Source organism: Novosphingobium olei (assembly GCF_037076535.1).
Taxonomy (GTDB): domain Bacteria; phylum Pseudomonadota; class Alphaproteobacteria; order Sphingomonadales; family Sphingomonadaceae; genus Novosphingobium; species Novosphingobium olei.
This window is the reverse complement of sequence record NZ_AP029021.1, coordinates 3,001,741-3,026,116: the sequence shown is the minus strand read 5'-3', so window position 1 is coordinate 3,026,116 and position 24,376 is coordinate 3,001,741. Positions and strand designations below refer to the sequence as shown.

Genomic DNA, 24,376 nt, shown 5'->3' with positions numbered 1-24,376 from the left:
GGGGGCTAAGCGAGTTCCTCCCCGAGCTTGTCTCGGGGAGGGGGACCGCCCGGTGCAGCCGGGTGGTGGAGGGGCAGCCGACCGCGCGCAGCTCTGACAATTGCCTCCGCAGCCCGCTTCGCGTCGTCGAGGATTTCCGCAGCCGCAATTCGCAGTGTCGCGATGCCTTCGCCCGCAAAGAAGGCGTCGCGCAACGTATCGCGCTGCGGACGTTGGCCCATATCGTGCGATCGCCCGTCCACCTCGATCGCCAGCCTCGCGTCGCTGCAGTAGAAATCGAGGATATACGGGCCGCTCGGGTGCTGGCGTCGGAACTTGATGCCATCGGGACGCGCCTTCAGCTCCCGCCAGAGCAGAACTTCCGGCAGCGACATCTGGCGCCGCTGGCGTCTCGCCCTCTTGATCGTTCCGGTTCGCGGATCGGGCGAAGTGTCGCGCAGCATTCGAATACCCCTCCACCATGCTTCGCATGGTCCCCCTCCCCGAGCAAGCTCGGGAAGGATCTAGGAAGTCGCCCATGATCCAGTCCCTCCTCATCGCCAACCGGGGCGAGATCGCCTGCCGCGTCATCCGCACGGCGCGCGCGCTCGGGATCCGCACCGTCGCGGTCTATTCCGACGCCGACGTGAACGCGCTGCATGTCCGCAGCGCCGACGAGGCGGTGCACATCGGCCCCGCGCCGGCGCGTGAAAGCTATCTGGTGGGCGAGAAGATCATCGCTGCTGCGCTCGCGACCGGGGCAGAAGCCATCCATCCGGGCTACGGCTTCCTGTCGGAAAACGCCGCGTTCGCGCAGGCCGTGCTCGATGCGGGGCTCGTCTGGGTGGGGCCGAAGCCGGCCTCGATCACCGCGATGGGCCTCAAGGATGCGGCAAAGGCGCGGATGATCGCGGCGGGCGTGCCGGTGACGCCGGGCTACCTTGGCGAGGACCAGAGCCCCGAGCGGCTGCAGGCCGAAGCTGATGCCATCGGCTATCCGGTGCTGATCAAGGCGGTGGCCGGCGGTGGCGGAAAGGGCATGCGCCGGGTCGATGCGAGCGCCGACTTTGCCGAGGCGCTGGCGTCCTGCCGGCGCGAGGCGGCGTCCTCGTTCGGCGATGATCGCGTGCTGATCGAAAAGTACATCCTCAGCCCCCGCCACATCGAAGTGCAGGTGTTCGGCGATGCCCACGGCAACGTGGTGCACCTGTTCGAGCGCGACTGTTCGCTCCAGCGCCGCCACCAGAAGGTGATCGAGGAAGCCCCCGCGCCGGGCATGGACGAAGCGACGCGCGAAGCCGTCTGCGCCGCCGCCGTCCGTGCGGCGAAGGCGGTGGACTACGAGGGCGCCGGCACGATCGAATTCATTGCCGACGGTTCCGAAGGGCTGCGGGCGGACCGGGTGTGGTTCATGGAAATGAACACCCGCCTGCAGGTGGAACACCCCGTCACCGAAGCGATCACCGGGGTCGACCTCGTCGAATGGCAGCTGCGCGTGGCGAGCGGCGAGCCGCTGCCCAAGAAGCAGGACGAGCTGCGCATCAACGGCTGGGCCATGGAAGCGCGGCTCTATGCCGAGGACCCGACCAAGGGTTTCCTGCCCAGCATCGGGCGGGTCGATGACTTCCGGTACCCCACGATCCTCGCCCGGATCGACACCGGGGTGGAGGCGGGGGCAGAGATCTCGCCGTTCTACGATCCGATGATCGCCAAGCTGATCGTTCATCGCCCCACCCGGTCCGAAGCGATCAAGGGTCTGCGCCAGACTCTGGACGAAGGCATGGTCGGCCCGCTGGTGACCAATGCCGGGTTCCTGTGGCGCCTGCTGGGCCATGCCGCCTTCGAGGCGGGCGTGGTCGATACCGGACTGATCGAGCGCAACCTGGAATCGCTGGCGGTGCGGCCCGAACCTTCGCCCGAGGCGCTGGCGCTTGCCGCAACGCGGCTGGCGGGGACGCCGGGCGATACGCCGTGGAGCAGCCAGTCAGGCCTGCGCCTGAACGCTCCGGCCCGGCGCGATGTGCGGCTGGCCGACCAGTTCGGCCGCCGCTTCGAAGCCGCCCTGCCGGATGGGCCGGTGTTCGACGGCTGGCCCGCCGAGGCGGAAACCGGCGTGGATGAAGGCGGCGAGCGCTTCGTGCTGCGGGTTGCGCGGACCGAGGGCGGAGCGGGCGGCCTTGCCAGCGACGGGGCGATCCGTGCGCCGATGCCCGGGCGGGTGATCTCGGTCGACGTTGCCGACGGCGAACGGGTGACCAAGGGCCAGAAGCTGCTGGTATTGGAAGCGATGAAGATGGAGCATGCGCTGACCGCGCCGTTCGAAGGGACCGTCACCGGCCTGACCGTGGAGGCAGGGGCGCAAGTGCAGGTCGAAGCGCTGCTGGCGAAGGTGGAGAAGGCGGAATAGCGAGCGGGCTGTCGGCAACTCCGTCCATGCTGAGCTTGTCGAAGCACTGCTTTTGTTCTCCGGGTTCAGCGTTTGCGTCAAAGGAAAGAGCGGCCCTTCGACAAGCTCAGGGTGGGCGGGGTCGGGGGCCGGAACGGGAGTTTAGCTGATGGCAGGGCGTTACTTCGATGAATGGCAGGTGGGCGACCGGATCGAGCACGAGATCCGGCGCACCGTGACCGAGACCGACAACCTGCTGTTTTCGACGATGACCCACAATCCGCAGCCGCTGCACATCGATGCCGAGGCGGCCAAGGCCAGCGAGTTCGGGCAGATCCTGGTCAACGGCACGTTCACCTTCGCGCTGATGGTGGGGCTGTCGGTGGGGGACACCACGCTGGGGACGCTGGTGGCGAATCTTGGGTACGACAAGCTGGTGATGCCCAGGCCCGTGTTCATCGGCGACACGATGCGGGCGACGAGCGAGGTGGTGGAGCTGAAGCAATCGAAATCGCGGCCGCAGGCGGGGATCGTGACCTTCCGTCACGAGCTGATCAACCAGCGCGGGGAAGTGGTCTGTTCGTGCCTCAGAACGGCGTTGCTAAATCGCGCAAGTTGACAAAGTTGACAGACTTCTAAAGCAAAACTCGCAGATGCCGCCTGAACGAAGGCCACGCGGCTGCGCGCGGAGCGGGCCAATCGCGCAAAGGCGCGGACTTGCGTGGTTTACGGAAGGTTGACGGGCGATCATCGCTTGGGTTTAGCGAGCCGGGGCGGTGTAGGACAGTCACGTACTTGTTCTGCGCAGGCATTAGCGATACAACTTGCGTATGCAACGCACCGGATCGACCAAGCAGCCCTGCGTCGCGACTACGGTCCGCAAGGCCAATCGCGCGCTGACCCGCTATTACGAAAGCGCGCTGGCGCCCCATGGCCTGAGCCTTGCGCAGTACAGCCTGCTCGACACGCTGGCGCGGGCGGGCGAGCTGCCGCTGGCGCGCCTTGCCGAGCGGGAGCTGCTCGATCGCAGTTCGCTGACCCGGGCGCTGGTGCCGCTGGAGCGCGACGGGCTGGTGGCGGTGGCGGATGGCCCGGCGCGCAGCCGCGTTGCCACCCTGACCGAGGCGGGTACGGCGCGGATCAAGGCCGCGCGCAAGAGCTGGGCGATGACGCAGGGCACGATCGTGTCCAAGATCGGCATGCGCAACTGGGAAGCGCTGGCCGTGTGGCTGGGCCAGATCGCCGCCGATGCCAACGTGCTGGCCGAAGTGCCGCTGGAGCTGCGCTGACGCCCCGCGCGATTGGCGCGGATCAGTTCCTGGCCTCTCCGTCCTTGAGCTGCATCGCCCAAGCCAGCGCGTTTTCGATCAGGCGGCGGTTGTTGGGATCGGCATAGACTTCCGGCCGATGGCCGATCGCGGAATAGGCCATGCGCCCCTTGCCCACGGCGCGGGTCCAGGCGATCGGGTGATCGCCCATGCGCAGATCGCGGCCGAAGCCGGTGCCGGGCGCATAGCTCGCTTCGTCCAGCGCGAGGACCACATGCGTGCCCGGCACCGTGCGCGGGCTGGCAACGAAGCTGTACCATTCATCGGTCATCGACCATGAAGCCGGCAGGCCCTTGGCCATCGGCGAGCGGGGATCATCGACCAGCACGCGGGCCTCCTGGAACTGGGGGTTCATCGGATGGCCGGCGAAGCGCGCGCCGATCAGGGTATCGGCATACCACGGCCAGAAGCTGACCGGATCGCCCGACGAGCCGTGCATCCCGACATAGCCGCCGCCGTTTTCGACCCAGCTGCGAAAGGCCCGGCGCTGGGTCAGCGTCAGCACGTCTCCGCTGATGTTGTTCCACACGACCGCGCGGAAGCGGCGAAGATCGGCGGGGTTGATCAGTCCGGCGCGGTCGGTCGAGACGACTTGCCAGCCCCGTGCCTTCGCCAGATCGACGATCATGGCGTGGGCGGCGAGCACGCTGGGCGTGTCGCGAAAGCCGGTCATCTTTTCGAACAGGAGGATCGCGGGCTTGCCGGGGGCAAGGCGGTAGGGGGTGCGTTCAGCGTCGTAGCGGGCGCAGCGCGCGGTGCGGTCCGCGGGCGTTACCGCCACCTTGCGCAGCGCGACGTCGACCCGGTCAACCGATGCGGTATCGGCGCCGACGAACATCAGCGCTTCACGCGGGGTGACGATCGCGCCGAAGGTGGGAGCGGCGGTCCCCGTCATCAGCGGCGGCAGTTTGGCGAGCATGCCCGGCGCCGCCTGTTCGAAGGCCGCTGTGGCAGGCTTGCTGAGCAGGATATCGACCAGCGGCGATGCGGCCGAGAACGGCGCGTCGCGCAACGGGCAATCGAGCGGCGCGCGCGCCTGCGCGGAAGGGGCGAGCGCCAATGCAAGCGCAGCAGCGACGAGCGTGCGGAACGGGATCATGGGGCGGGACTATGCGCAGGTCCCACCCATTCGGCAAGGCGGGCTCAGCCGAGCAGGCGCGGTTCGCGGACGTAGGTGAAGGGGCTGGTGCCGTCCCAGTTGGCGCCATCGGGATAGCGCAGTTCGATGCCGGCGAGGTCGCTTTCGGCCAGCAGCGCCATGTTGACGCCCATCATCGTGTTGCCGTGGGCGGCGACGGCGCTTTCCGTGAGGGTGAAATGGGTCGTCGCGCCGCAGGTTGGGCAGAAGGCAATATCCGCGGAGGGATCGGGCTTATCCGTGCGGCGGTAGCGCGTGGGTTCGCCCGTGACATGTACCTGATCAGGGGCGAAGTAGCCCCAGCGTGCGCCGGTCTTGCGGCAGAGCGAGCAGTTGCAGGCGAAGATGAAGTCGGGGCGGGTGTCGATGGTGATCGCGATGGAGCCACAGTGGCAGGACAGCTTGGGGCAGGAAAGGTTCGTCATTCCCGGTGCTTAGCACGGGTCAGGAGCGCGGGGCGAATCCGTGCAGGAGGACGTCTACCATGCCGCGTGCGGCTTCTTCGCGGGTCATCGGCCCGGCCGGATCGAACCAGCGCGCCGGCCAGTTGAGCGCGCCGGCCAGCGTGAAGGCCAGCAGGCGTGGATCGGGGGCGGTGATGGTGCCGTCCGCCACGCCTTCGTCGATCAGGCTGCGCAGGGCATCGTCGATCTCGCGCTTCTTGGCGCGGAAGCTGGCGGCGCTGGCAGGGACAAGCAGTTCCTCGCCCGTGCGGATCACGCAGCGACCGAAATCGTCCATGTTCACCTGGGCATAGCGTTCAAGGAAATAGCGCAGCCGGTCTATCCCGGCGCCGGGGCGGGCGCGCGCTTCCTCGACCGCCTGCTGCAACTGGGCAAGGCCGATCGACACGCATTCGAGCAGCACCTGATCCTTGTTGCCGAGGTAGTGGTAGATCGTAGGCTTGGATACGCCGAGGCTCAACGCGACATCATCGAGCGACGTTGCATGGAAGCCCCGTTCGTTGAACATCCGCACCGCCGCCAGCAGCACCGCTTCGCGCTTGGCTTCGCGTGCAGCCTTGCGCTGGGCAGCGTCCGGGAAGGGCGACTTGGCACTTTGGGCAGGCGGTTCATTCACCGCTTTTGATTGACGCACTACCGACAAGAATGCAATATACTCACGAGTAGATTTTTGCAGAATCGGGAGTTTGAGCATGCAGATCAACGGACTTGCCGCGGTCGTCACCGGCGGTGCATCGGGGCTTGGTGCAGCAACCGCGGCGCGGCTCGCTTCGCTGGGAGCCAAGGTTGCGCTGTTCGACCTCAACGCCGAAGCGGGCGAAGCCCATGCCAAGGAGATCGGCGGCAAGTTCTTCTCGGTCAACGTGACGGACGAAGCTTCGGTGCAGGCGGCGCTCGAAGCCGCCGAAGCGGCGCACGGCAAGGCGCGCATCCTGGTCAACTGCGCCGGCATCGCCCCGCCGGCCAAGGTGATCAACCGTGACGGCAGCGCGATCCCGCTCGCTGACTTTGCCAAGATCGTGAACATCAACCTGATCGGCACGTTCAACGTGCTGTCGAAGTTCGCCGCGCGCATCTTCGATGCCGAACTGGTGGGCGAAGAGCGCGGCGTGATCATCAATACCGCATCGGTGGCGGCGTTCGAAGGCCAGGTCGGCCAGGCCGCCTATGCCGCCTCGAAGGCGGGCGTGCATGGCATGGCGCTGCCGATCGCGCGCGAATTCTCGCGCTACGGCATCCGCGTCAACACGATCGCGCCGGGCATCTTCTGGACGCCGATGCTCGCCTCGCTGCCGCAGGAGGCGCAGGATTCGCTGGGCAAGCAGGTGCCGTTCCCCAGCCGCCTGGGCAAGCCGGAGGAATATGCGCAGCTCGCCCAGTCGATCATCGAGAACCCGATGATCAACGCCGAGACGATCCGCCTCGACGGCGCGATCCGCATGGCGGCGAAGTAAGGCGGCCATACGAGGCTGCACGTCAGGCGACCGGCCTGACAACTTGGCGGGTTGGCGGATCATCGCCGCCCGCCTATGGACGATGCGTTTAATCGTCCGATTAAGATGAAGGGTTGAGGGCAGGATGACGATCAGCACCGAAGCGCTGGAGATTGCCGCGCGTGTCGAAAAGTTCGTGCGCGAAGTGGTGTTCCCCTATGAGCAGGACCCCCGCCGCGACCACCATGGCGCGCCGACCGACGAACTCGTCCAGGAACTGCGTGCTCTGGCGCGCGGGGCGGGCGTGCTGACCCCGCACATCAAGCACGATGGCGGCCACTTCAACCAGCGCGAGACGGCGGTGATCCTGATCAAGTCGGGCCTGACGCCGCTCGGCATGCTGGCCTGCAACACGCAGGCGCCCGACGAAGGCAACATGTACCTGATCGGCAAGGTCGGCAGCCCCGACCTCAAGGAGCGCTTCCTCAAGCCGCTGGTTTCGGGCGAGGCGCGTTCGGCCTTCTTCATGACCGAGCCGGCCGAGCTGCAGGGCGCGGGCGCGGATCCTTCGATGATGATCACCACCTGCCGCAAGGACGGCAACCACTGGGTGATCAACGGCAAGAAGGCCTTCATCACCGGCGCGGAAGGGGCCAAGGTCGGCATCGTGATGGCCCGGTCGGAAGATCCCGACAGCAAGGGCGGCGCGTGCATGTTCCTGGTCGACCTGCCCGACCCGGCGATCCAGATCACCCGCGTGCCCAACACCATCGACAGCTCGATGCCCGGCAGCCATGCCGAGATCACCATCGACAACCTGCGCGTGCCGGCAGACCAGATGCTGGGCGATGCGGGCGAAGGCTTCAAGTATGCGCAGATCCGCCTGTCGCCGGCCCGCCTGTCGCACTGCATGCGCTGGCTGGGGGGCTGCATGCGCGCGCAGGAAATCGCCAGCGACTATGCCAACCGCCGCATGGCCTTCGGCAAGCAGCTGATCGACCACGAAGGCGTGGGCTTCATGCTGGCCGAAAACATGATCGACCTGAAGCAGGCCGAGCTGATGATCGACTGGTGCGCCAGCGTGCTCGACACCGGATCGCTGGGCACGGTGGAAAGCAGCATGACCAAGGTGGCGGTGTCCGAAGCGCTGATGCGCGTGGCGGACAAGTGCGTGCAGGTGATGGGCGGCACCGGCGTGACCGACAAGACCATCGTCGAGACGATGTTCCGCGAAATCCGCGCCTTCCGCATCTATGACGGCCCGACCGAGGTCCACAAGTGGAGCCTTGCCAAGAAGATCCGTCGCGACTGGAAGCATGCCAATGCCCACTGACGTCGCCAAGGCCAACAGCGGCGCGGGTGAAGTCCGCGTCGCGTTCGACCAGGATGCGCTGGCGCGCTGGATGGAAGCGAACGTGGCGGGCTTTGCCGGGCCGCTGACGGTCGAGCAGTTCAACGGCGGGCAGTCGAACCCGACCTACAAGCTGACCACGCCGGGCGCCGGCTACGTGCTGCGCCGCAAGCCGCCGGGGCCGCTGCTGAAGGGCGCGCACGACGTGCTGCGCGAAGCGAGGGTGCTGACCGGGCTGGGCCAGACGGACGTGCCGGTGCCGCCGGTGCATGGGGTGTGCGACGACGACGGCGTGATCGGCAGCGCGTTCTACATCATGGGCCTGGTCGACGGGCGCATCTTCTGGGACGCGGGCTTCACCGAAGTGCCGAAGGAGAGCCGCGCCGCCTACTACGACGCAATGAACGCGACGATCGCGGCGCTCCATTCGGTCGACGTGGAGAAGGCGGGCCTTTCCGATTACGGCAAGCCGGGCAATTACTTCGCGCGGCAGATCGGGCGCTGGTCGAAGCAGTACCTCGAGGACGAGCTTGCCGGGCGCAATCCGGACATGGACGCGCTCGTCGAATGGCTGCCGACGGCGATCCCCGAGGGCGACGAGACCAGCGTGGTCCACGGCGATTTCCGCTGCGACAACATGATCTTCCACCCCACCGAACCGCGCGTGGTGGCGGTGCTGGACTGGGAGCTTTCGACGCTGGGCCACCCGCTGGCGGACTTTGCCTATCACGCGATGATGTACCGCATGCCGGCCGATATCGTTGCCGGCATCGGCGGCGAGGACCCGGTGGCGCTGGGGCTGCCGACCGAAGCGGAATACATCGCCGCCTACTGCAAGCGGACCGGGCGGGACAGCATTCCAAACTGGGACTTCTACCTGGCGTTCAACTTCTTCCGGCTGGCGGCGATCTTCCACGGGATCAAGGGGCGCGTGCTGCGCGGCACGGCGACCAATGCGCAGGCCAAGGAGCGCGCCGAGGCTTTCCCCCGGCTCGCCGCGCTGGCGCGCGAAGCGATGGAGAAGTGCAAGTGACAAGCGTGACTCACACCATTGCCGGCGGCGTCGGCCGCATCGTGCTGAACCGCCCGGACATGGGCAACGCGATCGACATGGGCCTTGCCGAGGATCTGCTGACCGCAGCGCAGGCCTGTGCCGAGGACGCCTCGGTACGCTGCGTGGTGCTGTCGGGCGCGGGGCGGATGTTCTGCGTTGGCGGCGACATCGGCAGCTTTGCTGCGGCGGGCGACCAGATGGGCACTTTCCTGCGCGCGCTGGCCGACAAGCTGCACGAAGCGGTGCTGGTGCTGAGCCGCATGGACAAGCCGCTGGTAGTGGCGGTCCACGGTCCGGCGGCCGGTGCTGGGCTGAGCCTGGTGACGCTGGGCGATATCGTGCTGGCGAGCGAAGCCAGCCACTTCACCGCCGCTTATACCGGCATCGGCGTGACGCCTGACGGCGGCATGAGCTGGGCGCTGCCGCGCCTTGTCGGGCTGCGCACGGCGCAGGACATGATCCTGACCAACCGCCGGGTGAGCGCGGCCGAGGCGGCGAGCCTGGGCCTGATCACCCGCACGGTCGCGGCCGAGGCGCTGGAGGCCGAGGTCGAGGCGGTAGTTGCGAAGCTGGTGGCGGCGCCGACCCGCGCTCTGGGCGCGGCGCGCAAGCTGCTGGTCGATGGCCAGACACGCGGCCTTGCCGAACAGCTCGAAGCCGAGGCGGCGACGATTGCCGCAGCGGCGGATGGCGCCGAAGGTCGCGAAGGCATCGGCGCGTTCCTGGCCAAGCGCAAGCCGGACTTCACCGCCGTCTGAACATCAGGCGTAGCTCGCGACCTCGACGAGATTGCCGTCGGGGTCGCGCACATACACCGAGCGGAGCGTGCCGCGCGCGCCCGAACGCTCGACCGGGCCCACTTCGATGGCGAGGCCCGCTGCGGCAAAGTGCGCGACCACGGCTTCGGGCGGGCTCTGCGTGAGGAAGCACAAGTCGTCGCTGCCGGGCATGGGGGCGTGCCCGGTGAACCATTCGTCCTGGCTGGCCGAGATCGGGCGCAGGTTGATCTTCTGCTGCCCGAAATGAAGGCTGACGCGGGGCGCCGTGCCATCGGGGCGGGGCTGTTCGCGCCGCTCCATGCCCAGCTGCGCGACATACCAGCGCGCCGATGCTTCCACATTGCGGACATTGAGCACGACGTGATCGATTGCATCGACGGCAAGCATGGCATTCTCCGGCATTACTGACGCGATCCCGTGGCCCCCGCCATGCGGCGGGCATGAGCACGGCGGGTAAGGACCTTGGCGCCGCAGCCCATGCTGGTGCGCAGGAACCGGCTGGCGGCGCTTGCTTCGGCATAGCCGAGGCGGTGGGCAAGCTCGGTCAGGTTCGGCTTGCGTTCGTTGGCGAAGTATTCCTCGGCCGCGCGGCGACGAACGCGTTCGAGCACGCTGGCAAAGGTTTCGCCCTGGTCGGTCAGGCGGCGCTGCAGGCTGCGCGGGCCGACGGCGAGCCCTTGCGCGACGGTTTCCAGCGTGATGCGGCCGCTCGACAGGTTGGCTGCGATCAGCCGTTCGACGCGCAGGACCGAATCGCGTGCGGTGCGGGCCTGCTCTTCGCCGGCAAGCTGGCGTTCGAGGAAGGCGAGGAGGTGGGCGTTGCCGTTGGGCGAGGGGCGGCGCATGTCCGCTCGCGCCAGGATCAGCGCGGAGCGATCGGCGCCGAATACTACCGGGCAGCGGAAGGCGTTGCGGTGGAAGGCGAGGCTGGGCGGTGCGGGGTGGTCGAACTCCATGCGCAAGGGATGCCAGTCTTCCCCCAGCACCAGCTGCAGCACGCGCATCTGCAAGGTGAGCGTGGATTCGAGATACTGGCTGCCACCGAACCGCGCCGGGATGGCGATGAACTGCTGCAGCACGATCTCGTCCCCCTGTTCGCGCATGCGCGAGCCGAGCGCTTCGCTTTCGAGATGGAGGAAGCGCGCGCTGATGCGGATCGAATCCTCGACCGTGGGGCAATGGTCCCACAGCAGGCTCAACGGGCCATAGCCGCGCAGGTTGCACCACATGGCAAAGGCGGTGCCGATGTCGGGCCGGCGCGCGACGATGGCGCAGAGCTGCATGATGTCGACCATGGCGTGGGCCGGTACCGTTTCCGCCGTGCTGCTCGCAGCGATCAGGTCCAGCATGTCGTGATCGAGTATCGCATTGAGATCGATACCGGAAATCCGGGCAAAGCGGACAAACTGTTGCATGGAAGACGCATGCGCCATCGGAGTGTTGGCCATGTCGCGATCTGTCATGATCATGTCGGGATATGTCAAGATTTAACTGGCGAATTGACGCAGTTAACGCAGCGTAGCCAACCCCCGTGGCAAGAGGGGTGGCGCAAGTGGCATCGGCGGACGCGACCGCGCCCGCCTTTCGAAAGGGAGCAGTATGAAAGGCATCTGGCGCGCCAGCACCGCTGGCGCAATCCTTGCAGCCGTGATCGCGACCCCCGCCCTGGCCCAGCAGGCACAGGCGGAATCGAACGACACCGGCGGTCTCCAGGAAATCGTCGTTACCGCGCAGCGCCGTTCGGAAAACCTCCAGAACGTGCCGATCGCGATCACCGCGGCCAATTCGGACACGCTGGCGCAGGCGCGCGTCGACAACGTTTCGAACATCGGCACGATCACCCCGTCGGTGACGTTCCGCGTGTCGAACATCTCGTCCTCTTCGGCCAACCTCGTCATCCGCGGCCTGGGCACGACCGGCAACAGCCGTTCGTTCGAAGGTTCGGTCGGCGTGTTCATCGACGGCGTGTACCGCACCCGTGCGGCCTCGGCGCTGCAGAACTTCCTCGACATCGACAACCTGCAGGTCCTGCGCGGCCCGCAGGGCACGCTGTTCGGCAAGAACACCACTGCTGGTGCGTTGCTGCTGGCTTCGGCCAAGCCTTCGACCGCGCGCCCCGAGTTCCTGTTCGACGCCACCTATGGCAACTACGATTCGCTGATCGTGAAGGCGGCGGGCAACGTGCCGCTGTCGGACACCGTGGCGTTCCGCATCGCGGGCCTCGCTTCGAAGCGTGACGGTTTCTACACCAACCCGACCAACGGCCAGCACCTGAACAACGACGCCACCCAAGCGGTCAAGGCGCAGCTGCTGTTCGAACCTTCGTCGGACGTGACCATCCGCCTGATCGGCGACTATTCGCACAGCTCGGGCAACTGCTGCTACGCGACGACCAATCTCAAGGATGGTCCGACCCAGCCGCTGGTTGATGCTCTCACCCGCCTGAACGGCGGCGTGGTTCCGTCGACCAAGGCTTCGGACTGGGAGCAGACGCTCAACGGCAAGGGCAACCAGGTCATCGAGGACTTCGGTGGCACGCTGCAGATGGACTTCGGCATCGGTGCCGGCACGCTCAAGTCGGTCACGGCGGTGCGCAAGTTCACCGTGGACCAGAAGGACATGGACCCGGACTTCACCGGCGCCGACATCTTCCGCTACTACGAGAACTTCTCGAGCCGCTTCATCTCGCAGGAACTGACCTACAACACCAAGATCGAGGCGCTTAACGCCGACGCGGTGTTCGGTGCGTTCTTCTCGGACGAAAAGCTGAAGATGGGCCGTGAACTGCCTTGGGCCTCGCAGGGCCAGGCTTACTGGAGCACGCTGCTCGCAGGGCCGCTCGCCGGGATCAACGGTTATCTGGCTTCGCAGGGTCTCGGCCCGGTTTCGCCCAACGCGACGCCTGGTACCTGGGCGATCGAACGGATGCGGGGCAAGGCCAAGTCGTACGCCGGCTTTGCGCACCTCGACTTCGCCGTGGGCGACAAGGTCAACGTGATCGCTGGCCTGCGTTACTCGATCGAGAAGAAGCAGGGTTCGTTCTCTAACCCGTTCTACCGTGCTTCGCCCAACGGTTCGAGCACCGAGCTCTTCACCCTGCTCGGCTTGGCGCCCAGCCCTGCTTATGACCGCGAGATTACGAACAAGGCACTCTCGGGCACCTTCGGTCTCCAGTACCGCCCCGTGAACGACGTCATGCTTTATGCGACGTACAACCGCGGCTTCAAGGCTGGCGGCGTCAACATCGATGCCAACGCGGCGGGCACGCTGCTCAACAACGCGGCGGCCTTCGCCAAGCTGTCGCCGAGCCAGCAGATTGCCGTGAGCCTGTTGAACGGTGGTGCGGGCTTGTCTGCTCCGAAGGACCCAACCTACAAGCCAGAAACGGTCAACGCGTTCGAAGTCGGTGCCAAGATCCAGTACTTCAACCGCCGCGCGCGCACCAACATCGCGCTGTTCTACTACGACCTGTCGAACCTGCAGGTTGCGCAGTTCGTCGGCCTGCAGTTCACCGTTCTCAACGCCAAGTCGGCGAAGGACTACGGTGTGGAACTGGAGAACCTGTTCGAGCTGACCGACGGCGTGACGCTGGCGATCGATGGCACCTGGATCCCGAAGGCCGACTTCGGCAAGGATGCCAACATCGATCCGGTGCTGTCGGACAAGCGCTTCCGCTTCGCACCGAAGCTGTCGGGCAACGTGACGCTGAACATCGACAAGCCGATCACCGAGACGGTCAACCTGACCGCCCGTGCCCAGTACCAGTACACCTCGAGCCAGCTGATCAACACCGCCGGGCTCACCGAGCAGGGCGCGGTCAGCCTGGTCAACGCCAACCTCGGCTTCAAGCTGCCGAAGTCCGGCCTGACTGTCGAGGGCTGGGTGCAGAACCTGTTCGACAAGACCTACTTCACCTATGGCTTTGCGACTCCGCTGCAGACCGGCGACGTCAACGGCTACCTGGGTGCCCCGCGCACCTATGGCGTCCGCCTGCGCGCCGCGTTCTAAGCGCTTCGCCAAAGCATGACGGAAAGGCCGCCGTCCCTCACCGGAGGGGCGGCGGTTTTTCTTTGGTGCCGTAGCGTCACGATCGGGCCCTGAGGGGCTGGACGCGGTTTAATTGCACGATTAAAGAGAGGTGCCCGCGTGGTGCATGCGCGGCCAAGAACCCGGGAGTCCTGGATGACCATTGCAACAGCCGCCGTCGCGCGCGGCGCCAATGTCGACTTCACCATCGAGCAGATCGAGGTTTCGCCTCCGGGTCCGGGCGAAGTGCGGGTGAAGATCGCGGGCGTCGGCCTGTGCCACACCGACCTCGTATTCCGTGACCAGTTCGATGCCTTTGCCAAGCCCGGCGTGCTTGGCCACGAAGGCGCGGGCACGATCGAGGCGGTGGGCGAGGGCGTGACTGGCCTTGCCGTGGGCGACAAGGTGGTTCTCGGCTTTTCGAGCTGTGGCGGGTGCCCGCGCTGCGAGGAACACCTGCCGAGCTATTGCAATACCTTCGTGCCGCTCAACTATGCCGGCATGCGGCTGGAAGACGGCTCGACCGCCTATGCCGGCAATGATGGCGAACGCATCTCATCACACTTCTTCGGCCAATCGTCGTTCTCGACGCTGGCGGTGACGCGCGCCAGCAACGTGGTCAAGGTGCCGGCCTCGAACAGCCTGCCGCTCGAATACCTGGGGCCACTCGGCTGCGGGCTGATGACCGGCGCGGGCGCGGTAATGAATTCGATGGCCTGCAAGGAAGGATCGTCGCTGATCGTGTTCGGCGGCGGTCCCGTCGGTCTTGCCGCCGTCATGGCCGGCAAGGTGCGCGGCTGCAGCCATGTGCTGCTGGTCGAACCGGTGGCGTCGCGGCGCGACATCGCGCTCGAGCTCGGCGCGACGCACGTGATCGACCCTGCGGCGGGCGATCTCGCCACCGCGATCCGCGATATCCTGCCGCTCGGCGTGGATGCCGCGCTGGATACCACCGGCAATGTCGGCGTGATCGAGACGGGGCTGGCGAACCTTGCCCCGCACGGCGTGATCGGCCTGGTCGGCGTGCCCAAGGCGATGGAGGCGTCGATCACGGTCAACATCGCCGCGCTGATGACACCGGGCCTGCGCATCCTGGGCATCATCGAAGGCGATGCCGTGCCGCAGGACTTCATCCCCGAGCTGCTTTCGCTGCAGGCGCAGGGCAAGTTCCCGTTCGAGCGTTTGATCAAGGCCTTCCCGCTCGACCAGATCAACGAGGCGATCGCGGCGCAGGCGCGCGGCGAATGTATCAAGGTCGTGCTCGTCCCCTGACGCAACCCCCTTTCCTCCCAGACGGAGATTCCGATGGAATTCAACGACACCTACAAGATGCTGATCGGCGGCGAACTGGTCGCCGGCAGCGCCACGCTCGACGTGCTCAACCCCGCGACCGAAGAAGTGCTGGCGCGCGTGCCCGACGCGACCGAGGCCGATCTCGACGCTGCAGTCGCCGCGGCGCGCAAGGCGTTCCCGGGCTGGGCCGCCACCCCGATCGAGGAGCGCAAGGCCAAGCTCAACGCGCTGGGCGATGCGATCTTCGGCAATATCGAAGGCTTCGCCCGCCTGCTGACCAAGGAGCAGGGCAAGCCCGGCACCGAAGCGCAGGGCGAGATCATGGGCGCGGGCTACTGGCTCAAGGCGTTCACCGCGCTCGACCTGCCCGAGACGGTCAACGAGGATTCGGACGAGCGCATCAGCATCACGCGCCATGTGCCGCTGGGCGTGGTGGGTGCGATCGCGCCGTGGAACTTCCCGATGATCCTCGCCATGTTCAAGGTCGCCCCGGCGCTGCTCGCGGGCAACACCATGGTGCTCAAGCCTTCGCCGTTCACCCCGCTGTGCACGCTCAAGTTCGCCGAGCTCGCCAACGAGATCCTGCCCGCCGGCGTGCTCAACGTCGTGACCGGCGGCGATAACCTTGGCCCGTGGATGACTGGCCATGCCGGCTTCGACAAGATCAGCTTCACCGGGTCCACCCAGACCGGCCGCCGCGTGATGGCTTCGGCCGCGCCCACGCTCAAGCGCGTGACGCTGGAACTGGGCGGCAACGACGCCGCGATCGTCATGCCCGACGTCGATGTCGAGAAGATCGCCGAGCAGCTGTTCTGGGCGGCCTTCACCAACAACGGCCAGATCTGCATCGCCACCAAGCGCATGTACATCCACAAGGACGTGTACGAACCGCTGCGCGATGCCATCGTCGCCTATGCCAAGACGGTGAAGGTCGGCGACGGGTCGGAGCAGGGCACGCAGATCGGCCCGATCAACAACAAGCCGCAGTACGAACGCGTGCTCGACCTGATCCAGGATGCCAAGGACAAGGGCTACAAGTTCCTGATGGGCGGCGAGAAGGCCGACGTTCCGGGCTACTTCATTCCGATCACCATCCTCGACAACCCGCCCGAAAACAGCCGCATCGTGCAGGAAGAGCAGTTCGGCCCGGTGCTGCCGCTGATCCAGTTCGACGACTACGACGACGTGATCGCGCGCGCCAACGCGACCGACTACGGCCTTGGCGGGTCGGTCTGGTCGACCGACGAGGAAAAGGCTTTCGAACTCGCCCAGCGCATCCAGTCGGGCACGGTGTGGGTCAACGAGACGCAGCACCTGTCGCCGCTGGCGGCGTTCGGCGGCATGAAGCAGTCGGGCGTGGGCGTCGAGGGCGGGCTTGAAGGCCTGCTCGAATACACCAATGCGCAGACGCTGGTGCGCCGCAAGAAGCCTGCCTTCGCGCAGTAACACGGGCGAGCGCCGGCCTGGTCCCAGCAGGACGGGCCGGCGCACCCAACCGCAATTCGCAAGGACAAGAGCCGGGGCAACGGCCTTCCGGCCATGAGAGGATGTGCCATGGATTATCCGCTGCCCAATGCTTCGACCGATCTGACGGGCCAGATCGCGCTGGTAACCGGTGCCTCCTCGGGCCTCGGCCTGCGCTTTGCCAAGGTGCTGGCGGCGAGTGGCGCCAAGGTTGCGCTCTGCGCGCGCCGCATGGACCGGCTGGAGGCGCTCGCAGAAGAGATTCGTGCCAGCGGCGGCGAAGCGGTGGCGATCGCGATGGATGCGACCAAGGCCGAAGACCTAGCAGGCGCCGTGGCCAAGGCCGAAGCCGCGCTCGGCACGGTGACGATCCTGGTCAACAACGCCGGCATCCCCGATGCGCAGCGCGCGCACAAGATGGACCTCGAACTGGTCGACCGCGTGCTCGACATCAATTTGCGCGCCCCCTGGATCATGGCAGTGGAAGTCGCCAAGCGGCTGATCGAGGCGAAAAAGCCCGGCCGCATCGTCAACATCGCCTCGGAAGCAGCGTTCCACTACAGCGGCAATGGCGCGGCGCTCTATTCGGTGACCAAGGCGGCGGTCGTGCGTCTGACCGAAACGCTCGCGGTCGAATGGTCGCGCAACCACATCAACGTCAACGCGATCGCACCCGGCGCGTTCGAATCCGAGATGCTGGCCGGCATGCTCGAACGCATGGGCGACATCAGCCAGCACATGCCGCGCAAGCGCCTCGGCAACCCGGCGCAGCTCGATTCGACGCTGCTGTTCCTGGTCGGGCCCGCATCGGACGCGGTGACCGGCACTTGCGTGCGGGTGGACGACGGCCAGCACGGCCGCTGAGTGTTGCGCTTAGAGCCGGCGGTTGCCGGGGCGCGGCGGTGTCCCTATGCAACCCGCCTGGTTCGAAGGGAGCGGCAAGAGTGGCGGAATGGCTGGATGCCTGTGGCGAGGACGACCTGATCGCGGCGGGCTGCCTGTCCGCGCCCGTCGAAGGCCGGCTGGTTGCCCTGTTCCGCCACGATGGCAGTTACTACGCGATGCAGGGTATCTGCACGCACGGCAGCGCCATGCTGACCAAGGGCAAGTTCGAGAATGGCGAAGTGATCTGCCCGCTCCATCAGGGCCGCTTCTGCGTCAAGACCGGCGAGGCGACCGGCGGACCGGTGTGGGACGACCTTAAAACCTACCAGGTGCGTGCCGAGAACGGCCGGATCCTCGTCCAGCTAGGGTAAGGCTGCCCGGTTGCCGCGGATCGGACGCTTAGTCCGCCGGGTTTGCCGATGGGGCTGACGGCGTCCAAAGTTGCAGCAGCATGTCGACGATCCGTGCCACGTGAGCCCTGATCTCGGGCTGGTCGGGCGCCTTGCGGACGCCTGCCACGATCCGCAGGTGCAGATCCCCGCTCAACAGCGAGAGAAAGTCCTCGGCCGATGTCAGCGTGTTCTGAAGCTTGAGCACGCCTGCCTTGGAGAATTCCTCGAGTTGCCGGACGACTTCGGTCTTGAGCCGATTGGGCCCGGCGGCGAAGAACACGCGGCCGATCTCGGGCGACCGGCCGCTGTCACCCACGACGACCCGGTTGAGGGCAATGGCTTCGGCCGTGTAGATGCCCTGCATCAGGCGCTCGCCCACTGCGGTGAGGAACGCTCTCGGGCTTTCGCGCGGGATGCTGGAGTTGCAGATCGGGCCCAGCACGATCTGCGAACAGTTTTCCATGACCGCTTCGAACAAGGCTTCCTTGGTGGGGAAGTATTTGTAGAGCGTCGCCTTCGATCCCCCGACGGCGCGCGCGATGGTCGACATGGAAGTTGCGGCAAAGCCCTCTTCGAGGAAGAGATCGCTCGCCTTGCGCACGATGTCGTCTCGTCGCGCGTCCGGGGCGGATCTCGGAAGACGAGTCTTGGTGACCATCCCGTACAGATAGCGACTCGAATACGCATCGCAAGGCGCGAACGCCAGGCGCCGGAACGGGCCGTATCCCGCCGTTCGCCGCGCAGCATCAAACGCAGCATGTGCGGATGGTTGTTGCGATCGCCGGGACAAGGCGCACGCCGGAGTGGTGGCGTTGGGACGGACCCTCGGCTCAGCGAAAATATGAAGAGGGGAAGGTGGTGCCCGGGGACGGAGTCGAACCGCCGACACCGTGATTTTCAGTCACGTGCTCTACCAACTGAGCTACCCGGGCATCCGGTCCGCGGCGGCCGTTTGGGGCGGTCGCGGGCGATTGGAAGCGCGCCTATGGCGAACGGGGCGAGGCTTGTCCAGCCCCGGCGTGCATAAATTTTGCGCGACGGGCGCTGCCCGATCACGCTTCGCTTTCGGGATCCGCGGGAGGCCCGGGAATTGCGTAGCCATCGTCCAGCCAGCGGACCAGATCGCGGTCGCGGCAACGGGTGGAGCAGAAGGGGGCATGCTCTGTCTTGCGGGGCTTGCCGCAGATCGGGCAGCGCTTGCCCTGGGAAGATGGCGGGGTGTTCATCGTGCCACCGCCTGCGCGAAACCGCCGCCAAGGGCAAGTCCGGTGCGTTCTTCGCACACCACTTCGCGGCCCGTCCGACGGGCGAGTTCGGCAAGCCAATCGCCGGGGATGGCGCGCAGCACGGCGGCTGGCGCGATCAGGTGCAGCACCCCGGGTTCCTGCACACGTTCCGCCCGGCGCAGCAGCATGCGCGCGGCGGCCCCGGCGGGATGGCGGGCGAAGCGCGCTGGCAACGACGGGCGTTCGAGGCGCGAGACAAGCTGGACGAACCCGAACCCGTTCATGGCGGTGCGTTCGACCTTCATGCCATCGAGCGCGGCGGCCAGCGCAATGTCGACCGCCTGGCGATCGCGCTTTTCGGGCAGCGAGGGAAAGTCGATGCCGACCGAGCCGGCGATATCGAGGCGGGGCAGCGCGCTGGCGATGGCCGGCACGGCGGCATGGCACAGCGCGGGGAGGGGCGGCGGTCCATCGATGTCGATCAGCGTCATCGCCGGAGTGGGTGTGATGGCAAGGCTGCCGCCGTCGAAGGCGATTTCGCCCGTCAGCGCTTCTTCGGCCAGTTCATCCCAGCCGGCCTGATCGAAATCGCGGTCGGTCACGCGCAGGCTGCGCACGGTGTGGCCTTCGGCGCGCAGGGATTCGAGCAGGTTGGGTGCGGGGCGGTCTGGTTCGTCAGGCGCAGCGGGCCGCGCCTGGGGCAGCTTGGTGCGCCCCTTTTCGGCAATGGCCCCGCGCGTGATCCTGAGGCGAAGGGCCGATCCCTCGGTGGCGCTTGGCGGCAGCGAATCGACCTGTGTTTCGCTACCATCGGCAAAGCGGGCGAAACCGCGCCGGGTCCCGGCAAGGCGCCGGGTGATGCGCGCGGTGCCGACATGGCCTGCGCGCAGCGGTTCGCCCCAATCTATGCGGGCGGCGATGATGCTGCCGCCTTCGACCAGGATGGCTCGTTCTTCGCCGATCCCGGCTTCGTGGAGCCATTCAGCCAAGCGCGACCCCGGCCGCGCGCAGCAGGCGGCGCGTTTCGTAGAGCGGCAGGCCGACGACGCCCGAGTGGCTGCCCGAGAGCCACTGGCAGAACCCTTCGGCGGCGCCCTGGATGGCATAGCCACCGGCCTTGCCGCGCCAGTCTCCGCCGGCGATGTAGGCTTCCATCTCTTCCGCGCTCAGCCGCTTGAAACGCACGATGGTTTCGCTGAGCGCTTCGCGCAAAGTGCCGTCGGGCGAAAGCACGGCGATTGCGGAAAAGACACGGTGGCGGCGGCCGGACAGCAGCGCGAGGCATTGGCGCGCGGTCGCTTCGTCCTCTGCCTTGGGGAGGATGCGGCGGCCAACGCCCACCACCGTATCGCCGGACAGGATCAGCGCATCAGGGGCAAGCGCGGCAGCGGCGCGCGCCTTGGCCGCAGCGAGGCGGACGGCGTGGGCGCGGGGCAATTCGCCCTTGAGCGGGGATTCGTCGATATCGGTGGCAAGCACGCGATCGGGCTTGACGCCGAGGCGGGCGAGCAGTTCGAGACGACGCGGGCTGGCGGACGCGAGAACCAGCGGCTGGTCGGCGGCTGGCGCGGACATGGCGATGATCAGAAGCCGCCGGGGCCGCCGCGACCGGGCATGAAGCGATAGGTGATGCGCCCCTTGGTCAGATCGTAGGGCGTCAATTCCACGAGAACTTCGTCACCGACGAGCACGCGGATGCGGTTCTTGCGCATCTTGCCCGCGGTATGGCCGAGGATCTCGTGATCGTTTTCCAGCTTCACCCGGAACATGGCGTTCGGCAGCAGCTCGACCACCGTGCCGCGCATTTCGAGGAGTTCTTCTTTCGCCATGGGCGGAAACGGGCGCCTTTCGCTTGATGCCTGCTGGAAGTCGATACCTTGAAACGGGCACCTGGCATGGACAAGCGACCGCGCGCCGCGCGCATAGCGGCCCGGCGCGCAAAAGAAAAGAGCGTGTTGCAACCGTCTGCACCGGGGCGGTTGCGACAGAATGATACCAAAGGGTCGTTGTCTCGCCGGGACCGGGAAGCCAGCTACGGGGTTGTTGCGCCGTGGCGCCGATTTTCCTTTTGAAGCAGAGCGATGAACAGACTTCTCATTTCCACCATGCTTGGCGCCCCGGCGTCGGTTGTCCTGCCGGTGCTGGCACTGGCAGCGGAACAGCCGCAGACGACGCAGGACCCGACGCCGCCCGCGTCGGTAAACGGCGACAATATTCCGGTCGACAGCAATGGCGATGGGATCGACGATGCTGGCGAGATCCTGGTCGTGGCGACGCGGCTGAAGGGGCAGGTCGCGGCCGCGCAGCCGCCGCTGGTGACGCTCGATGAGGAAGAGATCGCGTCCTATGGCGCAGGTTCAATCCAGGAACTGCTGGCGGCGCTGGCGCCGCAAACCGGTTCCGGGCGCGGCCGGGGTGATGGTTCGCCGGTGATCCTGCTCAACGGGATGCGCATTTCCAATTTCCGCGAGATGCGCGGGCTTCCGCCCGAGGCGATCCGACGAGTGGAAGTGCTGCCCGAGGAAGTTGCGCTCAAGTTCGGCTATCGCCCCGACCAGCGGGTGGTGAACTTCATCCTGAAGGACAATTTCAAGAGTTTCGGCAGCGAAAGCGACCTCAATCTGCCCGCGCGAGGCGGCTATACCGACTGGAAGCAGGAGCTGACGCTGGCGCGGATCGACAAGGGCGCGCGGCTCAACGTGACCGGCAGCTTCGAGAAGCAGAGCCCGCTGACCGAGGCCGAGCGCGGCATCGTGCAGACCGCAAGCAGCGGCGTGAAAGTGGCTGGCGATCCCAATGCCGCCGAGTATCGCACGCTGCTGTCGGACACGACCAGCGCGCAGTTGAACGCGACATGGGCCAAGCCGCTTGGCGGCGGGGCAGGTCTGACGCTCAATGCTTTGGTGCAGCGCGACGACGCCAAGAGCCTCAACGGGCTCAACACCGTGACGCTGACCGACCCGGCGACCGGCACGGCCTATGCCCGCACGCTGCTCGATCCCGAGGCGCTGACCACGCGCCGCAAGACAACCACGATGTCGCTGGGGGCAGGGCTCAACAAGCCGCTCGGAAGCTGGCAGCTTTCCGCAACAGCGGACGGCAGTCATGTCGTGACCGACAGCCGCATCGACAACCGCGCCAACCTGACCGGGCTGCAGGCGCTGGTCGACAGCGGCGCGTTCGGGGCCGACGGCCCGATCCCGGAAGACGCGATCGTGGGTGTAGGCGCCGACCGCGCGCACAGCGTGACCAACAGCCTGACGTCGCTGGCGACGCTTTCAGGGCAGCCCTTGACCCTGCCCGGCGGACCGGCGTCGCTGACGGTGAAGGCGGGCTATGCCTATTCGGGCATCCGGTCTTCGGACACGCGCACGACATCGGGGGATATCCGCCTGACGCGTGGCGATGTGCAGGCAGGCTTCAGCCTGGATGTGCCGATCACCAGCCGGCGTGAAAACTTCGGCAGCGCGATCGGCGACCTGTCGCTCAACCTCAACGGAGAGGTTCACCACCTGTCCGACTTCGGCAGCCTGACCGACTATGGCGCGGGGCTGACCTGGGGGCCGACCGAAAAATTGAGCCTGACCGCAAGCTATATCGCCACGCAGGCAGCGCCGGGGCTATCGGACCTGGGGGCGCCGACCACGGTGACGCAGGGCGTGGCGTTGTACGACTTCACGCGCGGCGAGACGGTGCTTGCCACGGTGATCAACGGCGGCAACCCCAATCTGCGCAAGGAGCGCCAGCACGACATCAAGCTGGCGGCCAACTGGACGCTGCCGTTCCTCAAGAATTCGTCGCTGATCGTGGAGTATTTCCGCAACCGTTCGACCAATACGACCAACGCCTTCCCGCTGCTGACCCCGGCGGTGGAGGCCGCGTTCCCGGGCCGGGTGGTGCGCGATGCGAACGGGCGGATCGTGTCGGTCGACCAGAGCCCGGTGACCTTCGCGTCGGAAAAATCGAGCCGGTTGCGCTGGGGCATCAATATCGCCGGCAACTTCGGCAAGCCGGACCCTTCGCAGGCCCAGCGGCGCGGCGGCTTTCGCGGCATGATGGGCGGTATGGGCGGCCCTCCCCCCGGTGGGATGGGCGCTGGCGGTCCGCCACCCGGTGGCCCGGGCGGGTCCGGCGGCGGGTTCGGACGGATGCGTGGGGGCGGTCCGGGCGGTGGCGGTCCGGGTGGGGGCGGCAATGACGGGCGGGGGCGCTGGAACCTGTCGCTGACCCACACGATCCAGTTCACCAACACCGTGCAGATCGTGCCGGGCGGGGCGGTGCTGAACCTGCTCGATGGCGATGCGGTATCGGGCAGCGGTGTTGCGCGGCATTCGATCCAGCTGGAAGGAGGCGGTTTCTATCGCGGCTTCGGGCTGCGGCTGAATGGCACCTACACCGGAGGAACGCATGTCGATTCAAGCGGCGCGCCGGGATCGACGCGGCTCGACTTCGCGCCCATCGCGACGTTCAACATGCGGCTCTTCGCCGATCTTGGACGCGTGCCGGGCCTTGCCGACAAGACACCGTTCTTCAAGGGCGCGCGCCTGTCGATCGGCGTCGACAACGTGTTCGATGCACAGCAGAAGGTGACCGATGGCAATGGCGACGTTCCGTTGCGCTATCAGGCTGGCTATCTCGATCCGGCTGGGCGGGTGATCAAGCTGGAGTTCCGCAAGCAGTTCTGAAGGCGTCAGACCCGGCGGCCGGTCACGAACTCATGCGCGATCCGTTCGCGCCGCATGCGTTCGTGCTCGCCGAAACCATCGGAGAAGTGGCGCAGCCGCACGAGCTGTTCGAGCGCGAGCTTTTCCTCGAAGTGGAATCCGACCCGCCCGCTGCGGCACCAGACGATTTCTCCGAAAGCTTCGACGCCGTTCACCTCAAGAACGCCTTCCGAACCGGACGCGACGATCGCGGCAACGGCGATCCGCGCGCCCGTCGCGGAGATGTCCTCGACCCGGCCCGTCAGCGTGCCGCTCAACAGCACGAGCCGGCAGGGAAGCCCGGCGCCAAGGCGCAGGCGTGAATCGGCCCTGCGGCCGGCAATGCCGGCTTGCGTACCAGAGGGCGGGGTGAAGGGGGCGGACACATCGCACGCATGCATCTGCCATGCTTTCGACGGTGCAATCGACCCCCTTCGGACGTTTGCGTAATGCCCCGGCAGGTCCTATCTCGCAG

25 protein-coding genes and 1 tRNA gene are annotated in these 24,376 nt (G+C 66.7%); 13 read left to right on the top strand and 13 right to left on the bottom strand.

The annotated features are described in order from the left end of the window. Positions 1-5: 5 nt before the first annotated feature. Complete coding sequence (locus AACH40_RS14340) at positions 6-443, bottom strand: endonuclease domain-containing protein (RefSeq protein WP_169491650.1); 438 nt, start codon at positions 441-443, stop codon at positions 6-8. A 74-nt stretch (positions 444-517) separates the two neighbouring features. On the opposite strand from AACH40_RS14340, the gene AACH40_RS14335 reads away from it, so the two are divergent. The 3 genes from AACH40_RS14335 (at position 518) to AACH40_RS14325 (ending at position 3,654) form a co-directional block, all read left to right on the top strand. After that, positions 518-2,386: an acetyl/propionyl/methylcrotonyl-CoA carboxylase subunit alpha gene (locus AACH40_RS14335; protein ID WP_338642974.1), complete on the top strand. Its 1,869-nt coding sequence runs from the start codon at positions 518-520 to the stop codon at positions 2,384-2,386. Between the two features lie 148 nt (positions 2,387-2,534). Beyond that, positions 2,535-2,984: a MaoC family dehydratase gene (locus tag AACH40_RS14330; protein ID WP_338642973.1), complete on the top strand. Its 450-nt coding sequence runs from the start codon at positions 2,535-2,537 to the stop codon at positions 2,982-2,984. A gap of 211 nt (positions 2,985-3,195) precedes the next feature. Further along, the gene (locus AACH40_RS14325) at positions 3,196-3,654 is read left to right on the top strand and encodes a MarR family winged helix-turn-helix transcriptional regulator (RefSeq protein ID WP_338646111.1); all 459 of its coding nucleotides are present in this window, start codon (positions 3,196-3,198) and stop codon (positions 3,652-3,654) included. 22 nt (positions 3,655-3,676) lie between these two features. Here the strand turns inward: AACH40_RS14325 and AACH40_RS14320 are convergent, their stop codons facing one another. The 3 genes from AACH40_RS14320 to AACH40_RS14310 are packed head-to-tail and all read right to left on the bottom strand — an operon-like array spanning position 3,677 to position 5,911. Continuing rightward, positions 3,677-4,792, bottom strand: a complete 1,116-nt coding sequence (locus tag AACH40_RS14320; protein WP_338642972.1) for a ThuA domain-containing protein — start codon at positions 4,790-4,792, stop codon at positions 3,677-3,679. 44 nt (positions 4,793-4,836) lie between these two features. Next, the gene (locus tag AACH40_RS14315; protein ID WP_338642971.1) at positions 4,837-5,256 is read right to left on the bottom strand and encodes a GFA family protein; all 420 of its coding nucleotides are present in this window, start codon (positions 5,254-5,256) and stop codon (positions 4,837-4,839) included. A gap of 19 nt (positions 5,257-5,275) precedes the next feature. Continuing rightward, complete coding sequence (locus AACH40_RS14310) at positions 5,276-5,911, bottom strand: TetR/AcrR family transcriptional regulator (protein ID WP_338642970.1); 636 nt, start codon at positions 5,909-5,911, stop codon at positions 5,276-5,278. A 76-nt stretch (positions 5,912-5,987) separates the two neighbouring features. Between AACH40_RS14310 and AACH40_RS14305 the strand changes: the two genes are divergently transcribed. The 4 genes from AACH40_RS14305 to AACH40_RS14290 all read left to right on the top strand — a co-directional run bounded on the left by AACH40_RS14305 (position 5,988) and on the right by AACH40_RS14290 (position 9,891). Then, positions 5,988-6,749 carry an SDR family NAD(P)-dependent oxidoreductase gene (locus AACH40_RS14305; RefSeq protein ID WP_169491656.1) on the top strand — a complete coding sequence of 254 codons (762 nt, stop codon included), beginning with the start codon at positions 5,988-5,990 and terminating at the stop codon, positions 6,747-6,749. A 124-nt stretch (positions 6,750-6,873) separates the two neighbouring features. Continuing rightward, positions 6,874-8,061, top strand: a complete 1,188-nt coding sequence (locus AACH40_RS14300; RefSeq protein ID WP_338642968.1) for an acyl-CoA dehydrogenase — start codon at positions 6,874-6,876, stop codon at positions 8,059-8,061. Then, positions 8,051-9,112: a phosphotransferase gene (locus tag AACH40_RS14295; RefSeq protein WP_338642967.1), complete on the top strand. Its 1,062-nt coding sequence runs from the start codon at positions 8,051-8,053 to the stop codon at positions 9,110-9,112. Before AACH40_RS14300 ends, AACH40_RS14295 begins: the two co-directional genes overlap by 11 nt. Further along, entirely contained in the window at positions 9,109-9,891 is a 783-nt protein-coding gene (locus tag AACH40_RS14290; RefSeq protein WP_338642966.1) for an enoyl-CoA hydratase/isomerase family protein, read from the top strand. Before AACH40_RS14295 ends, AACH40_RS14290 begins: the two co-directional genes overlap by 4 nt. Positions 9,892-9,894: 3 nt before the next feature. Here the strand turns inward: AACH40_RS14290 and AACH40_RS14285 are convergent, their stop codons facing one another. Together AACH40_RS14285 and AACH40_RS14280 are read right to left on the bottom strand one after the other, a co-directional pair. Then, complete coding sequence (locus AACH40_RS14285) at positions 9,895-10,299, bottom strand: VOC family protein (protein WP_338642965.1); 405 nt, start codon at positions 10,297-10,299, stop codon at positions 9,895-9,897. A 14-nt stretch (positions 10,300-10,313) separates the two neighbouring features. After that, positions 10,314-11,327 (bottom strand): AraC family transcriptional regulator, encoded by a 1,014-nt coding sequence (locus tag AACH40_RS14280; RefSeq protein WP_338642963.1) that lies wholly within the window; start codon positions 11,325-11,327, stop codon positions 10,314-10,316. Between the two features lie 184 nt (positions 11,328-11,511). On the opposite strand from AACH40_RS14280, the gene AACH40_RS14275 reads away from it, so the two are divergent. From AACH40_RS14275 to AACH40_RS14255, 5 genes are all read left to right on the top strand, one after another. After that, positions 11,512-13,920, top strand: coding sequence for a TonB-dependent receptor (locus AACH40_RS14275; RefSeq protein WP_338642962.1), 2,409 nt, complete (start codon positions 11,512-11,514; stop codon positions 13,918-13,920). A gap of 174 nt (positions 13,921-14,094) precedes the next feature. Then, positions 14,095-15,210 carry an NAD(P)-dependent alcohol dehydrogenase gene (locus AACH40_RS14270; RefSeq protein ID WP_338642961.1) on the top strand — a complete coding sequence of 372 codons (1,116 nt, stop codon included), beginning with the start codon at positions 14,095-14,097 and terminating at the stop codon, positions 15,208-15,210. Between the two features lie 33 nt (positions 15,211-15,243). Next, complete coding sequence (locus AACH40_RS14265; protein ID WP_169491662.1) at positions 15,244-16,677, top strand: aldehyde dehydrogenase family protein; 1,434 nt, start codon at positions 15,244-15,246, stop codon at positions 16,675-16,677. A gap of 108 nt (positions 16,678-16,785) precedes the next feature. Then, positions 16,786-17,559, top strand: coding sequence for an SDR family NAD(P)-dependent oxidoreductase (locus tag AACH40_RS14260; RefSeq protein ID WP_338642960.1), 774 nt, complete (start codon positions 16,786-16,788; stop codon positions 17,557-17,559). Between the two features lie 80 nt (positions 17,560-17,639). After that, entirely contained in the window at positions 17,640-17,951 is a 312-nt protein-coding gene (locus AACH40_RS14255) for a non-heme iron oxygenase ferredoxin subunit (protein ID WP_338642959.1), read from the top strand. 28 nt (positions 17,952-17,979) lie between these two features. Here the strand turns inward: AACH40_RS14255 and AACH40_RS14250 are convergent, their stop codons facing one another. The 6 genes from AACH40_RS14250 to infA all read right to left on the bottom strand — a co-directional run bounded on the left by AACH40_RS14250 (position 17,980) and on the right by infA (position 21,027). Next, a complete protein-coding gene (locus tag AACH40_RS14250; protein WP_338642958.1) occupies positions 17,980-18,573 on the bottom strand; it encodes a TetR/AcrR family transcriptional regulator in 594 nt (197 codons plus the stop codon). A 255-nt stretch (positions 18,574-18,828) separates the two neighbouring features. Then, positions 18,829-18,904 (bottom strand) — tRNA-Phe (locus AACH40_RS14245). A gap of 120 nt (positions 18,905-19,024) precedes the next feature. Continuing rightward, positions 19,025-19,198, bottom strand: coding sequence for a DNA gyrase inhibitor YacG (gene yacG / locus AACH40_RS14240; RefSeq protein WP_169491666.1), 174 nt, complete (start codon positions 19,196-19,198; stop codon positions 19,025-19,027). Further along, the gene (locus tag AACH40_RS14235) at positions 19,195-20,187 is read right to left on the bottom strand and encodes a ribonuclease (protein WP_338642957.1); all 993 of its coding nucleotides are present in this window, start codon (positions 20,185-20,187) and stop codon (positions 19,195-19,197) included. Before AACH40_RS14235 ends, yacG begins: the two co-directional genes overlap by 4 nt. Then, positions 20,180-20,773, bottom strand: coding sequence for a Maf family nucleotide pyrophosphatase (locus tag AACH40_RS14230; RefSeq protein WP_338642956.1), 594 nt, complete (start codon positions 20,771-20,773; stop codon positions 20,180-20,182). The genes AACH40_RS14235 and AACH40_RS14230 overlap by 8 nt, the downstream gene beginning before the upstream one ends. 8 nt (positions 20,774-20,781) lie before the next feature. Further along, complete coding sequence (gene infA / locus AACH40_RS14225; protein ID WP_169491669.1) at positions 20,782-21,027, bottom strand: translation initiation factor IF-1; 246 nt, start codon at positions 21,025-21,027, stop codon at positions 20,782-20,784. A gap of 252 nt (positions 21,028-21,279) precedes the next feature. On the opposite strand from infA, the gene AACH40_RS14220 reads away from it, so the two are divergent. Next, on the top strand, positions 21,280-23,883 hold the full coding sequence (locus tag AACH40_RS14220; protein WP_338642955.1) for a TonB-dependent receptor: 2,604 nt from the start codon (positions 21,280-21,282) through the stop codon (positions 23,881-23,883). 5 nt (positions 23,884-23,888) lie between these two features. Here AACH40_RS14220 and AACH40_RS14215 read toward each other — a convergent pair whose 3' ends face one another. After that, positions 23,889-24,302 carry a PilZ domain-containing protein gene (locus AACH40_RS14215; RefSeq protein WP_338642954.1) on the bottom strand — a complete coding sequence of 138 codons (414 nt, stop codon included), beginning with the start codon at positions 24,300-24,302 and terminating at the stop codon, positions 23,889-23,891. Positions 24,303-24,376: the final 74 nt, after the last annotated feature.